The sequence below is a fragment of the Microbacterium aurum genome (genome assembly GCF_016907815.1).
GTDB lineage: Bacteria > Actinomycetota > Actinomycetes > Actinomycetales > Microbacteriaceae > Microbacterium > Microbacterium aurum.
Genome location: NZ_JAFBCQ010000001.1, coordinates 153,403 through 166,590 on the forward strand (window position 1 = coordinate 153,403; position 13,188 = coordinate 166,590).

Consider the following 13,188-nt stretch of genomic DNA (forward strand, 5'->3'; position numbering starts at 1 on the left):
CCACTGTATTGCCCCCTACGCTGGACCCGGGAGGGGACGCCAGCGTGAGTGTGTTGCGTGACTACGCCGCGACGATGTCGCAGCCGACGCTGCCGTTCGCCGCCGCCGGCGACGTGTCCCGGTTCGATGAGTTCGTGGATGCCGACGGCGCGCTGCGTCCGGGCTGGAAGGCCCTCGCCGCGCACGCGCTGTCGTTGACGTCCGACGACCTGCACCGCGTGGACGGCGAGATCGCGCGCTTCCTCGCCGACGACGGCGTCTCGTACGTGCGCGGCGAGTCGGGGGCACAGCCCTGGCAGCTCGATCCCGTGCCGTTCGTGCTCGATCCGGCAGCCTGGGCGCCGCTGGAGGTCGGTCTCGCGCAGCGCGCCGAGCTGCTGAACGCCCTCCTCGTCGACCTGTACGGCCCGCAGTCGCTGCTGAGCGAGGGCATCGTGCCGGCGGCCGTCGTGTTCGGCCATTCCGGTTTCACCCGCCCGCTCGCGCGCGCGAGCGCGGTCGATCCGCACCCGCTGCTGTTGTCGGCGGCCGACCTCGGCCGCGACGCCGGGGGCGACTGGCACGTGCTGGCCGACCGGGTGCAGGCGCCGTCGGGTCTCGGCTTCGCGGCGGAGAACCGGCGGGTGATCTCGCAGGTGCTGCCTGACCTGTTCCAGGAGGGAGACCTCCACCGCATCGACCCGTACTTCTCGGCGCTGCGGGCGGCGCTGCTCTCCTCGGTCGACGAGGCGATCGACGACCCCCGGGTGGTCATCCTCACGCCCGGCACCCTCAGCGAAACGGCGTTCGACCAGGCGTTCCTCGCCAACGCGCTCGGCTTTCCGCTCGTGCAGGGCAGCGACCTCGTCGTCCGCGACGGGTACGTGTGGATGAAGCCGGCCGGCTGGCCCCGCACCCGGCCCGCCGACCGCATCGACGTCATCATCCGACGCGTGGATGCCGCGTGGTGCGACCCCCTGGAGCTGCGCGGCGATTCGCGGCTCGGCGTCGCGGGCCTCGTCGAGGCCGTCCGCCGGGGGAACGTGCGTCTCGTGAACGGGCTCGGCGCCGGTGTGCTCGAGAACCCGGGGCTCCTCCCCTACCTGCCGGCCGCGTGCGAGCGGCTGCTCGGCGAACAGCTGCGCATCCCCTCGGTGCCGACTCTGTGGTGCGGGGAGCCCGAAGCGCTCCGCGAGGTGCAGGCGCGGCTGCGCGCCGGCGACGACACGCTGCTGGTGCGCACGATCGATGAGCCGCGCAAGGCGTTCGCCGACCTCGACCGGGGTGAGCTCACCGCTCGCATCGAGGCGGCCCCGCACCGGTTCGTCGGCCAGACGCAGCTGCCCCTGTCGCAGACTCCGGTGTGGAACGGCGCGGCGGGCGGAACCGGCGTGGGCGCCCGCGCGGCGGCCATGCCGCTCACCCTGCGGGGGTTCACACTGCGCTACGGCTCGGCCTACCGGCCGCTCGTCGGCGGGCTCGCGACGGTGCGCGAATCGACCGACGCCCTGCCGCGCACGAAGGACGTGTGGGTGCTGAAGGCGGCATCCGACGACGCCGATCAGAACCTCAGCGAGATCGCGCCGCTGCCCGCGGCGCGCAGCATCCCCCCGCTCTCCCCGCGCGCCCACGCCGACATGTTCTGGACCGGGCGCTACGCCGAGCGCACCGAAGACCTGCTGCGCCTGCTGCTGACGGCGCAGGCCGAGCTCGACCAGCCCGGCGCGTACGGCCCCGCCGGCGCCGTGGCGGCAAGCCCCCGCGTGCTCCTCGATGTGCTGGGGCGCCTGGCGGGCATGCGCTCGCTCGATCCCGAAGCGGAGTTCCGCTCGCTGCTGCTGGACGCCAGTCGTCCCGGATCGGCGGCGCACTCCATCGCGCGCCTGCGCGACGCGATGGAGGGGGTGCGCGACCAGCTGTCCGGCGACACGTGGCGGGTGTTCGCCACGATCGACCGCGCCCTGCGGGCGCTGCGCACCTCCGCACACCCGCACCGCACGTCCGAGTCGGCCGGCCGCATGCTCGCGGCCATGCTGTCGCTGTACGGCGTGACGGCGAACATGATCCGCGATTCCGGCTGGCACATGATCGAGGCGGGGCGCTTCCTCGAGCGCGGACTCCAGCTGTGCGTGCTGCTGTCGACAGGTCTGGCTCAGCGGCAGGATGCCCGGGCCACCCGCAGTGTGCTGGAGGGGCTGCTGGTGGCATCGGAGAGCGTCGTCACGCATCGGCGCCGGTACCGGGGCTCGGTGCGCGCCGCCGACGTGCTCGACCTGCTGCTGGTGGACCCCAGCAACCCGCGTTCGCTGGCGTTCGCGCTGGCGGCGCTGCGCGATCACCTGGCGGCCATGCCCGCCTCGACCGGGTCCACGCGCGCCGAGCGGCTGCTCGACCACCTCGAGACCGAGCTGGCGGCGGCCGACATCGGCGCCCTGGGGGCGGTCTCCGACGGCCGACGCGACGCGCTCGTGGAGTTCCTGGGCGGGGTGACCGCACAACTCGAACAGCTGTCGGTCGCGGTCACGCACCTGCACTTCGAGAGCGGGCCGCCCGCCGTCCCGATGTCGGAGCTGTCGCTCATCGAGCTGATGGAGAGCCGGGCATGAGGTCGTACCGCGTGTGGCACCGCACGGCCTACACCTACAGCAAGCCGGTGCAGGACAGCGTCGGTCAGTTCCACCTGGTCGCCCGCGATCTGCCATGGCAGCGCGTGTCGGCATCCGCCGTCGAGCTCGACCCCGTTCCCGGCGACATCGCGCCGGACGTCGACGCGTTCGGCAACGCCGCGACGTTCTTCCACCTGACAGACCCGCACGACGCACTGACGATCACGGCGACGAGCGAGGTCACGGTCGAGGACCCGGCCTACGACCCCGACGCGCTGGCACGTCCGTGGGAGGACGCCCGGCCGATCCTGCACCCCGAGACGCCGGGGGCGTGGCGGGCGGTCGAGTACGCGCTGGAGTCGCCCCGCGTGCGGCACGTGCCGGCGGCGGCGGAGTACGGCGCCGTCTCGCTCACCCCGGGCCGGCCGATCGGCGAGGCGGCGACCGACCTCATGCAGCGGATCTTCCGCGACTTCCACTACGACAAGACCGCCACGACCGTGACGAGCTCGGTCGCCGACGCCATGGCCGCCCGCGCCGGGGTCTGCCAGGACTTCGCCCATGTGGCCCTCGCGTGCCTGCGGTCGCACGGGATCGCTGCCCGCTACGTCTCGGGCTACCTCGCGACGCAGCCGCCGCCGGGCAAGGAGCGCGTCTTCGGTGCGGACGCCTCCCACGCGTGGCTCGCGGTGTGGCTGCCCGGCACCGACCAGTGGCTCGCGATCGACCCCACCAACGACCAGTGGGCCGACGACCGCTACGTCACGGTGGCGTGGGGCCGTGACTACGGCGACGTGTCGCCGGTCAAGGGGATCATCTTCACGAAGGCGAAACGCTCGACGCTGCGGGTCTCCGTCGACGTCGCGCCGCGCCACGACGCGTGAGCCGGCCGCGGCGGTCTTTCGGGTGTCGGGGCCGGCGTCAGGCTGCTTCCCAGCGGTCTTGCTAGTCTCGGGGCCGTGCCCACCGCGCCGATCACCCGAGCCGCGCGCCGCCGCAGGATGATGCGACGGCGCCGCAGGATGATGCGACGGCGCCGCAGCGCGGCTGTGCTGATCTCGGTGATCATCATCGCGGCACTGACGGTCGGCGTCTTCGGCTTCGTCCGCTCGCTCGGCGAGCGGCCGCATCCGACCACGTCCAGCGCCCCCGAGGCGGGCGCCGCGCTGTCGGCTCCGCAGCCCACCCCGGCGGCCGACGGCCCGAGCTTCGACACCGGCGCCGCGGCCGACCAGGCGCTCGCCGTGCTCGGCGAGTACAGCGACGCCGCCCGGTCCGTCGAGGACGCGCTCTACCAGGCCACGGTCACACTGCGCGGGGCGACGACCGCCGCCGAGGCCGACGCGGCCATGGCCGCGACCCAGCAGGCCGTCGAGGCGGTGAAGGCGGATGCCGAGGCGTACCGGGCCGGGCTGATCGCGGCATCCGCGGGCACCAACACGCAGCCGACCGGCGGCGATGTCGCCGCCCAGATGGCCTACCTGCACCAGTACGTCTTCGACTACAACAGCGCCGAGTGGGGCGACTACAACCCGTATGGCGGCGACTGCACGAACTTCGCAAGCCAGGGGCTCATCGCACGCGGCTGGCACACCGACGGCACGTGGTACTCCGACGGCGCGATGTGGACGGCCTCCAAGCCCTGGATCGCCACGGCTCCCATGGCCGCCTACTTCGACAAGCTCGGCTTCACGTACGCGACCGAGGCTGACCTCGACCGCGTGCGCGTCGGCGACGTCGGCGTGTTCAGCTGGGGTGAGACGCAGGCGGGCCTGGATCACACGATGACGGTGTCGAAGGTCGAGTACGTCCCCGACGGGCCGCCGAAGGTGTACTTCATCAGCCACAACTACGACGGCGAGTACCGGGAGCTGACCAACGCGCTGTACGTCGAGCACCAGAACTCGACCGTGCGGATCTACCAGATCCCCTGACTGCCGCCGGGCGTTCGGCGTTCTGAAAGCAGGCTCAATCGGCCTTCTCGGGCCCGAGCGGGCCCGGACCGCGCGATCCAGCCTGCTTTCACAACAAGAATCGGCCGACACCCGGCGTTGGCATCCGGCCGCACGACGGCCAGCAGGACGCCCAGCCGGGCGCCCAGCCGGGCAGCCAGCCGGGCGCCCAGCCGGGCAGACGACCGAAGGGCGGATGCCGCAGCATCCGCCCTTCCGTGTGGTCCGCCGACCGGGTCAGCTCCCCGCGACGATGTCGGGCGTGGCCTCGATCGCGCCGGCGGCTCCCACACCGACCGCGACCTTCTCACCGCGCGGACCGTGCTCGAACAGGAACTTCCCGTTCTCGGCATCGACCTTCACGTGGTCGCCCGCGTTGAGCTCGCCGTGCAGGATGCGCTCCGAGAGCTGGTCCTCGACCTCGCGCTGCATGGCGCGGCGCAGCGGCCGGGCACCCAGCGTCGGGTCGAACCCGATCTCGATGAGCTTGTCCTTCGCGGCATCCGTCAGCTCCACCGTCATGTCACGGTCGAGCAGGCGCTCGCTGAGGCGCTTCGTGAAGAGGCCGACGATCTGGCGGAGCTCCTCCTTGTTCAGCTGCGGGAAGACGATGACGTCGTCGACGCGGTTGAGGAACTCGGGCTTGAAATGCCGCTTGAGCTCCTCGTCGACCTTGCCCTTCATCCGCTCGTACGTCGTCTGCGCGTTGCCCTCGACCTGGAACCCGACCGGGCCGCCGGCGATGGCCTGCGAACCGAGGTTGGTCGTCATGATGATGACGGTGTTCTTGAAGTCGACGACGCGGCCCTGACCGTCGGTCAGGCGACCCTCTTCGAGGATCTGCAGCAGCGAGTTGAAGATGTCGGGGTGGGCCTTCTCGATCTCGTCGAACAGCACGACCGAGAACGGCTTGCGGCGCACCTTCTCGGTGAGCTGGCCGCCCTCTTCGAAGCCGACGAACCCGGGAGGGGCACCGAACAGCCGCGAGACGGTGTGCTTCTCGCCGAACTCGCTCATGTCGAGCGAGATCAGCGCGCCCTCGTCATCGAAGAGGAACTCGGCGAGCGCCTTGGCGAGCTCGGTCTTTCCGACGCCGGTGGGGCCGGCGAAGATGAACGAGCCGGAGGGGCGCTTCGGGTCCTTGAGGCCGGCGCGCTGGCGGCGGATCGTGCGGGACAGGGCCGCGATGGCCTCCTCCTGTCCGATGACGCGCTGGTGCAGCGCCTTCTCCATGAAGACCAGGCGGCTGGTCTCCTCTTCGGTGAGCTTGAAGACGGGGATGCCCGTGGCCTGCGCGAGCACCTCGGCGATCAGGCCCTCGTCGACGACCGCGTGGCTCGCGACGTCACCCGAGCGCCACTGCTTCTCGAGGCGCAGGCGCTCGGCGAGCAGGGACTTCTCCTCGTCGCGCAGCGACGCGGCCTTCTCGAAGTCCTGCTCCTCGCTGGCGAGCTCCTTGTGCTCGCGGACCTTGGCGATCTTCTCGTCGAACTCGCGCAGCTCCGGCGGGCTCGACAGGATCGACAGGCGCAGGCGGGCGCCGGCCTCATCGATCAGGTCGATCGCCTTGTCAGGCAGGAACCGGTCGCTGATGTAGCGGTCGGCGAGGTTCGCCGCCGCGACGATCGCGCCGTCGGTGATCTGCACCTTGTGGTGCGCCTCGTAGCGGTCGCGCAGGCCCTTCAGGATGTTGATCGCGTGGGGCAGGCTCGGCTCGGCGACCTGGATCGGCTGGAAGCGGCGCTCCAGCGCAGCATCCTTCTCGAAGTGCTTGCGGTACTCGTCGAGGGTCGTGGCGCCGATGGTCTGCAGCTCGCCACGCGCGAGGAGGGGCTTCAGAATGGATGCCGCGTCGATCGCGCCCTCGGCGGCGCCCGCGCCCACGAGGGTGTGGATCTCGTCGATGAAGACGATGATGTCGCCGCGCGTGCGGATCTCCTTGGTGACCTTCTTCAGGCGCTCCTCGAAGTCACCGCGGTAGCGCGAACCGGCGATGAGCGAGCCGAGGTCGAGCGAGTAGACCTGCTTGTCCTTGAGCGTCTCGGGCACGTCGTTCTTCACGATCGCCTGCGCGAGGCCCTCGACGACGGCGGTCTTGCCGACGCCGGGCTCGCCGATCAGGACGGGGTTGTTCTTGGAGCGGCGCGACAGGATCTGCATGACGCGCTCGATCTCCTTCTCGCGCCCGATGACGGGGTCGAGCTTGTTCTCGCGCGCGGCCTGGGTGAGGTTGCGGCCGAACTGGTCGAGCACGGCGGAGCCGCCCTGGGCGGACTGCGCGTTCTGCTCACCGGCACCGGCGGCGACGCCCGCGGGCTCCTTGCCCTGGTAGCCCGAAAGCAGCTGGATGACCTGCTGGCGGACCTTGTTCAGGTCGGCGCCGAGCTTGACGAGCACCTGGGCGGCGACACCCTCGCCCTCGCGGATCAGGCCGAGCAGGATGTGCTCGGTGCCGATGTAGTTGTGGCCGAGCTGCAGCGCTTCGCGCAGCGACAGCTCGAGCACCTTCTTCGCGCGGGGCGTGAAGGGGATGTGCCCGGTCGGCTGCTGCTGGCCCTGACCGATGATGTCCTGGACCTGCTCGCGGACGGCATCGAGCGAGATGCCGAGCGACTCGAGCGCCTTGGCGGCGACACCCTCGCCCTCGTGGATGAGACCGAGCAGGATGTGCTCGGTGCCGATGTAGTTGTGGTTGAGCATCTTCGCCTCTTCTTGGGCGAGCACAACCACGCGACGGGCACGGTCCGTGAATCTCTCGAACATCGTCAACTCCTCACGGCGCCGAGTCTTCTGGCGCCTACGTAGAGGCTAACGAGCCGCGGATGCCGGTATGCCCGTGTTCGCCGTCGGCGTGATGGATGGGGTGGCGTCGGCGCGCAGCGCCCCTCCCCGCCGCGGACACCGTCATTCCTCGTCCGAAAGCAGGCTGGATCGATACGTTCGCGCTCCAACGGACCCGAAACGGGCGATCGAGCCTGCTTTCGGAACGCGCGCCGGCGCCAACGTTGACAACCAGCCGGCGGAATACATATCGTTTGTCGATAACAACGATTCTCGATATGGAGGATGTCGTGAGCATCGGAACCCAGAACCTCGGCGAGGGCCTGCTGTGGATCGGCGTCTTTGTCGCCGTGGTCGCCGTGCTGTGCGCCGTGACCGTATGGATCGCACGCCGCCGCGGCAGCACGACAGTGGCGCTGGATGCCGCGAGTTCGGTCGCACAGGGATGGCTCTTCCTCATGGCGCTCGGCCTCGGGCTCACGATCTGGCAGTGGTTCACACAGACCGAGATCTCGGTCTCGGGGATGCCCGTGGCGCTTGCGAACTGGCCGGGCATCGGCACCCCCGGATGCGACGACCCCGGCGGCGACACACCCGTCCTCCTGTGCGCCACGGCCGACTCGGTCGACGCGACGGTCGCGCACCTGACGCTCGGCACGCGCGTCGTGATGGCGCTCGGGCAGCTGCTCGGGGTCTTGCTGATGGCGCTTCCCGCCGTCCTGATCGTGGTGCTGGTGGGGCAGGCGCGGAAGGGCTCGCCGTTCAGCCGCGTCGCCGCACGGTCGTTCGCGTGGGCGGCGGTCGGCATCCTCGTGCTCGGGACGGTCACTGACCTCGTCGTCGGCATCGGGCGCGCCCTCGCGGCGTTCGAGGTGCTTCCTGCTCCCGAAGAGGGTGGCAAACTGACGACACAGGGCATCTTCTATCTGACCGTTCCGCTGTGGCCGGCCGCGGTCGCGCTCGCCCTCGCAGCCCTCGCTGTCGTGTTCCGCTACGGCTCTGCCCTGCAACACCAGACCGAGGCGCTGCAGCGCGAGACCGAGGGGCTCGTGTGACGCCTGCCGAAGAGGACGAGGCCACCGGCATCCACTGTCGGCTCGATGAACTGCTCGCCGAACGTGGGATGACGCTCGCGCGATTGTCCGAGCTCGTCGGCGTCTCCGTCGTGAACTTGTCGATCCTGAAGAACGACCGCGCCCGCGCGATCCGCTATTCGACGCTCTCGGCGATCTGCCGCGTGCTGGACTGCGAGGTCGGCGAGCTGCTGGTGCGCGCCGACTGACGACGGCTGGGCCGGCGGGAGCCAACTGCAAGGGATCGCGGGCGACACGCCGCTGATCACCGCCCTGATGCGGCGTGTTGGCGCGAATCCCTTGCAGTTGCGTGAGGCAGCCGCGTCAGGCAGTCGCCGGCAGGACCGCCGGCACCCGAAGGATGCCGCGGGTCAGTCGCCGGCGATGGGGATGGTGACGGGGGTCGCGAACTCGGCACCGCCACCGGTGAGGGTCACCGTCGCGTTGTCATCGTCGACCCCGTCGACCTGCGCGAGGGTCACGCGCGGGGCCATGTCCATCGTGCAGACCTGGTCGGCGGCCGGCTCGGCGAAGACCACCGTTGCGCTCGACGCCGTGTCTGCCGCGACCGACTCCACGACCGGCAGGCACGAGGACGAACCCCAGGTGAGGATCGCGAACTGGTCGTCGTCGATCCAGCCTGCCGACGGCGAGAACTCCGCCACCGCGGCACCGGAGTAGGCGTCGAGGTCGGTGTCGCCGCGGGCCTCGCCGTAGGTCACGACGAGGTCGAGCTCGGCACCGGCGTTCACCCCGTCGGGGAGCGCCACCAGCGACGCGCGCGGCACGTAGTCGCGCGTGCACGCGACGTTGCCGGCCGGGTCCTCGAGCGTCACCGCGACCGACCCGTCGGCCTGCAGGGTGACGTCCGTCGCGGTCGGGACACAGGTCGACGATCCCTGGGTCACGAGGGCGATCATGCGACCGCCGTCGAGCCACCCGGCATCCACCTCGAGTTCACCACCGACCACCGGCGCACCGGATCCCGACGAGGAGGGCGTGGCCGGCGACGACGCGCAGCCGGCGAGCGCGAGCGCTCCGGCACCGATGAGGGCGAACAGGGCGAGGGTGCGACGGGTGCTCATGATGCCCATCCTGCCCCGATGCCCTGGAAAGGTCCCGCGGAACCGACCACGCGCCGATAACGAATCGCTGCTGCGGAGCAGTCACTGCAGCGCAGAGGTGAGCCGCGCCAGGTTGTCGAGCACCGTCGAGCGCAGCGGCTGCTGCATCCATTCCTCGAGGGTCAGTTCACGGCTGAGCGCGCGGTAGTGATCCTCGACGGAGCGCAGCTGCGAGACGAACTCCTCGCCGCGCACGAGCAGCGAGATCTCGAGGTTGAGACCGAAGCTGCGCATGTCCATGTTGCTCGAACCGATGACGGCGACCTCGTCATCGATCGACATCGACTTGGAGTGCAGGATGAACGGCCGCTTGTACATCCAGATCTTCACGCCCGAGCGCAGCAGGGCCTCGTAATAGCTGCGCTGCGCGTGGTAGACCATCGCCTGATCGCCCACTTCCGAGACGAACAGCTCGACGTGCACGCCACGCTGACACGCCGTCTGGATCGCCAGCAGCAGCCCCTCGTCGGGCACGAAGTACGGCGAGACGATGATGATCTTCTCGCGCGCGGCGAACAGCAGCGTCATGAACAGCTTCAGGTTGTTCTGGAATTCGAACCCAGGGCCGGACGGGATGACCTGGCAGTCGAGGACGCCCGTGCCGGTGCGCACGTCGAACAGCTCGATGCCCTCGATCACCTCGTCGGTCTCGCTGTACCAGTCGCTGAGGAACACCGCGTTGACGGATGCCACGACGGGGCCGTCCAGGCGCGCCATCATGTCCACCCAGTGCAGTCCCCGCTTGATGTTCTTGCGCAGGTTGTACGTCGAATCGGTGATGTTCTGCGACCCGGTGAACGCGACGTGGCCGTCGACCACGAGGAGCTTGCGGTGGTTGCGCAGGTCGGGGCGCTGGTACTTGCCCTTGAGCGGCTGCACCGGCAGCATCAGGTGCCACTGGGCGCCCATCGCGTCGAGGCGCCGGCAGGTGTTCTTGTAGAACGGCTTGCTGCGGTTGGCCCAGTGGTCCAGCAGCACGCGCACCGTGACCCCACGGGCGGCGACCTCCTCGAGCGCACGGAAGAAGTCGTCGGTGGTCGCGTCGGCCTGCAGGATGTAGAACTCGACGTGGACGTAGCGCTGGGCCTGTCGGATGGCGTGCGCCATGGCGGCGAGGCTGTCCTCGTAGTCGGCGATGAGCTTCGCGTCGTTCTCGCCCGACAGCGGCATGGCGCCGAGATTGCGGTTCAGACGCACGAGCTGCACGAACCACACGGGCGGGTTCGGTCGCAGCGTGCCGAGGTCGAGTCCGTCGCTGGTGCGGCGGATGTAGTCGTTCAGCTGCTCCTGCTTCTTGCGGCGCGCCCGCGGCAGGCGCGGGTTGCCGATCATCACGAACAGGAGGACGCCGATGATGGGGATGAAGTAGATCGCAAGCAGCCAGGCCATCGCCGCCGTCGGGCGCCGATTGCGGGGAACGACGATGACCGCGAGGACGCGGATCGTGATGTCGACGATCATGACGAGGACGACCCACCAGGTCCACGTCCAGTCGACGGTGATGTTCAGCACCCGCACTCCTCAGCCCGGGCGCGCACGTCGCCCCGGGTTCAGCGTACCCAGTGCCGCCGACGCGGCGAGCTCAGGCGGTGGTGTCGGTGCCCGCCGCCGACGCCGGACGGCGCTTGGCGCGCTCCTCGGCCTCGATCCGCGCATACACGCGGCGCTCGGTGCGGTCCATGCGCAGGATCGAGCGCAACACGAACACGAACAGACCCAGCACGACGACGGTCGGCAAGAGCGACCACGCGGCAGCGGTCCAGAACGCATCCATGCCTCCATGGTACGCGGGGTTCATCGCCCTCTCCCCAGGCGGCCGGTTCGACGACTTGTACACCGTTCGGCCTTCCCGGCTCCCATCGCTCCGCCGACGCGAGCAGGATCTCGTCATGCCGACCATCGTCAGAGCCGCCGACGCGGCCCAGTTCCTGTCCCTCGTCCCGCACCTGCTCGGGTTCGTCCCGTCACGCAGCCTTGTCGTCGTGCCGATGTGCCGCGGACGCAGCCTCGGCGCGATGCGCGTGGATCTGCCCGCCGACCCGGCCGGCGCAGCCTCCGACGCGGTCGCCGCGACCGTCGTCGGGATGGCGTGCCGCATCGCGGATGCCGACGGCGCGATGGTGGTGGTGTACACGGATGCCGCGGTCACCGGCATCCTGCCCCATCGCGCGCTCGTTCAGTCGCTGTGCGACCGCGCCGACGCCTGCGGGCTGCTGATCGCCGATGCCCTCGTCGTCGCGGCGGACGGGTGGGGGTCCTACCTCGACCGGGACCTCGTGCCCGGCGGCCGACCGCTGACGGAGCTCGTCACGCACGACCGACCGGGCGGCACCGCCGCACCGGTCGGTGACCAGGCGAGCGGCGCGGCGCTGCCGAAGCCGGACGGCGCCGCACGCGCGGCGGTCGCGCAGGCGGCGCGCGCTCTCGACGCGGCGCTGACGGCGATCTGCGGGATCGCGCCGTCCGCGGCGGCGAGTCGCTCCGCGTCGCCGCGCATCGACCCGGCGGCGCTGGAAGCGGCGTGCGAGCTGGACGACCTGCCCTCGCTGTTCGAGCAGGCGCTGGAGTGGAACCCGGTGTCGCTCGCGCCGATGCGCGCCGCGATGATCGGCTGGTGCCTGGGCCGGCCCGCCCTGCGGGATGTCGCACTGGTGCAGTGGGCGAGCGACCAGGCGGGCGGCGATGTCGCGATGGACGCGCAGCGCAAGTGGGAGGACGGCGCGGAGTATCCGTCGGATCTCGCCTCGGTGATGTGGGGTGAGGGGCGGCGTCCCTACCCGCAGCGCCTGGAGGGGGCGCTGGAGCTCGCCCGCGTGGTCGCGGCGCTGCTGCCCAAGGCTCGGCGCGCCGGCGCGCTGGCGGTGTGCGGCTGGCTGGCGTGGGCGCTCGGTCGCTCCACCCACGCCGACCGCTATGCGGCGCAGGCGCTGCGCATCGAGCGCCGCCACGGACTCGCCGAGATCGTGCGGTCGTTCGTCGCGGCCGGGCACCTGCCGGACTGGGCATTCCGGCCCGAGTGAGACCGAGCGGCGACCGCCGTCAGTGGATGAAGGCGAGGAGGAGCGCGACCCCGACGAACAGACTCCCGAACACGCGATCGACCACGCGCTGCCCGCGCGGCGTGCGCGTGAAGCGACGGAATCCATGCGCCGCGACGGCGAAGAAGCCCCACATGACGGCGATGTCGACGGCCACGACGGTGACGACGACGGTCGCGTACTGGGGCAGCAGCGGCTGACCCGGGCGGATGAACTGCGGGAGGAACGCCAGGAAGAAGACGATCGCCTTCGGGTTGAGGAGGTTGACCCAGAATCCGCGCCGGAACATCGACCAGCGCGACTCGGCCGGGGCGGGTGCGTCGCCGGCATCCGCCACCGCCACGACGGGACGGCGCAGCAACAGGCGCAGACCGAGGTAGGCCAGATACGCCGCGCCGGCGTACCGGATGATGGCGAACAGCAGCGGCGATGAGGCCACGAGCACGCCGACGCCGAGCGCGACGACGGCGATCAGCACGACGAGCGCGGCCTGCTGCCCCAGAATCCCCCAGATCGCGCGGCGGAACCCGTGCGTCAGGGCGTTGCCCATCGTGTTGATGGCACCGGCGCCCGGCGTGAAGCTGATGACGACGCACGCCAGCACCAGCGTGAGCCAGAGCGAGAACGCCACCCGC

11 protein-coding genes are annotated in these 13,188 nt (G+C 70.6%); 6 read left to right on the plus strand and 5 right to left on the minus strand.

Annotated features, from left to right (window positions below; translation table 11 throughout):
* Nucleotides 1–44: 44 nt before the first annotated feature.
* The 3 genes from JOD60_RS00715 (at nucleotide 45) to JOD60_RS00725 (ending at nucleotide 4,519) form a co-directional block, all read left to right on the plus strand.
* Nucleotides 45–2,585: a circularly permuted type 2 ATP-grasp protein gene (locus tag JOD60_RS00715; protein WP_076691790.1), complete on the plus strand. Its 2,541-nt coding sequence runs from the start codon at nucleotides 45–47 to the stop codon at nucleotides 2,583–2,585.
* Nucleotides 2,582–3,469, plus strand: a complete 888-nt coding sequence (locus tag JOD60_RS00720) for a transglutaminase family protein (RefSeq protein WP_076691791.1) — start codon at nucleotides 2,582–2,584, stop codon at nucleotides 3,467–3,469. The genes JOD60_RS00715 and JOD60_RS00720 overlap by 4 nt, the downstream gene beginning before the upstream one ends.
* A gap of 138 nt (nucleotides 3,470–3,607) precedes the next feature.
* On the plus strand, nucleotides 3,608–4,519 hold the full coding sequence (locus JOD60_RS00725; RefSeq protein ID WP_198159082.1) for an amidase domain-containing protein: 912 nt from the start codon (nucleotides 3,608–3,610) through the stop codon (nucleotides 4,517–4,519).
* A gap of 255 nt (nucleotides 4,520–4,774) precedes the next feature.
* On the opposite strand, the gene JOD60_RS00730 is transcribed toward JOD60_RS00725, so the two are convergent.
* A complete protein-coding gene (locus JOD60_RS00730; protein ID WP_076691793.1) occupies nucleotides 4,775–7,300 on the minus strand; it encodes an ATP-dependent Clp protease ATP-binding subunit in 2,526 nt (841 codons plus the stop codon).
* Between the two features lie 308 nt (nucleotides 7,301–7,608).
* Here JOD60_RS00730 and JOD60_RS00735 point away from each other — a divergent pair, with 308 nt between their 5' ends.
* The gene (locus JOD60_RS00735) at nucleotides 7,609–8,373 is read left to right on the plus strand and encodes a hypothetical protein (protein ID WP_157127991.1); all 765 of its coding nucleotides are present in this window, start codon (nucleotides 7,609–7,611) and stop codon (nucleotides 8,371–8,373) included.
* The gene (locus JOD60_RS00740; protein WP_076691795.1) at nucleotides 8,370–8,600 is read left to right on the plus strand and encodes a helix-turn-helix domain-containing protein; all 231 of its coding nucleotides are present in this window, start codon (nucleotides 8,370–8,372) and stop codon (nucleotides 8,598–8,600) included. Before JOD60_RS00735 ends, JOD60_RS00740 begins: the two co-directional genes overlap by 4 nt.
* Nucleotides 8,601–8,762: 162 nt before the next feature.
* On the opposite strand, the gene JOD60_RS00745 is transcribed toward JOD60_RS00740, so the two are convergent.
* From JOD60_RS00745 to JOD60_RS00755, 3 genes are all read right to left on the minus strand, one after another.
* A complete protein-coding gene (locus JOD60_RS00745) occupies nucleotides 8,763–9,476 on the minus strand; it encodes a hypothetical protein (protein WP_076691796.1) in 714 nt (237 codons plus the stop codon).
* An 81-nt stretch (nucleotides 9,477–9,557) separates the two neighbouring features.
* Nucleotides 9,558–10,976, minus strand: a complete 1,419-nt coding sequence (gene cls, locus JOD60_RS00750; RefSeq protein WP_076692288.1) for a cardiolipin synthase — start codon at nucleotides 10,974–10,976, stop codon at nucleotides 9,558–9,560.
* 121 nt (nucleotides 10,977–11,097) lie between these two features.
* Nucleotides 11,098–11,289, minus strand: coding sequence for a hypothetical protein (locus JOD60_RS00755; RefSeq protein WP_076691797.1), 192 nt, complete (start codon nucleotides 11,287–11,289; stop codon nucleotides 11,098–11,100).
* Nucleotides 11,290–11,404: 115 nt separating this feature from the next.
* Here JOD60_RS00755 and JOD60_RS00760 point away from each other — a divergent pair, with 115 nt between their 5' ends.
* Nucleotides 11,405–12,535, plus strand: coding sequence for a DUF4192 family protein (locus JOD60_RS00760; RefSeq protein ID WP_076691798.1), 1,131 nt, complete (start codon nucleotides 11,405–11,407; stop codon nucleotides 12,533–12,535).
* A gap of 19 nt (nucleotides 12,536–12,554) precedes the next feature.
* Here JOD60_RS00760 and JOD60_RS00765 read toward each other — a convergent pair whose 3' ends face one another.
* On the minus strand, nucleotides 12,555–13,184 hold the full coding sequence (locus JOD60_RS00765) for a LysE family transporter (RefSeq protein WP_076691799.1): 630 nt from the start codon (nucleotides 13,182–13,184) through the stop codon (nucleotides 12,555–12,557).
* Nucleotides 13,185–13,188 lie beyond the last annotated feature (4 nt).

Bases quoted from the DNA above. Each gene is read 5' to 3' on its own strand.
- JOD60_RS00745 (WP_076691796.1), bottom strand. From the start codon at position 9,476: ATGAGCACCCGTCGCACCCTCGCCCTGTTCGCCCTCATCGGTGCCGGA.
- JOD60_RS00720 (WP_076691791.1), top strand. From the start codon at position 2,582: ATGAGGTCGTACCGCGTGTGGCACCGCACGGCCTACACCTACAGCAAG.
- JOD60_RS00730 (WP_076691793.1), bottom strand. From the start codon at position 7,300: ATGTTCGAGAGATTCACGGACCGTGCCCGTCGCGTGGTTGTGCTCGCC.
- JOD60_RS00760 (WP_076691798.1), top strand. From the start codon at position 11,405: ATGCCGACCATCGTCAGAGCCGCCGACGCGGCCCAGTTCCTGTCCCTC.
- JOD60_RS00725 (WP_198159082.1), top strand. From the start codon at position 3,608: ATGATGCGACGGCGCCGCAGCGCGGCTGTGCTGATCTCGGTGATCATC.
- JOD60_RS00755 (WP_076691797.1), bottom strand. From the start codon at position 11,289: ATGGATGCGTTCTGGACCGCTGCCGCGTGGTCGCTCTTGCCGACCGTC.
- cls (WP_076692288.1), bottom strand. From the start codon at position 10,976: ATGATCGTCGACATCACGATCCGCGTCCTCGCGGTCATCGTCGTTCCC.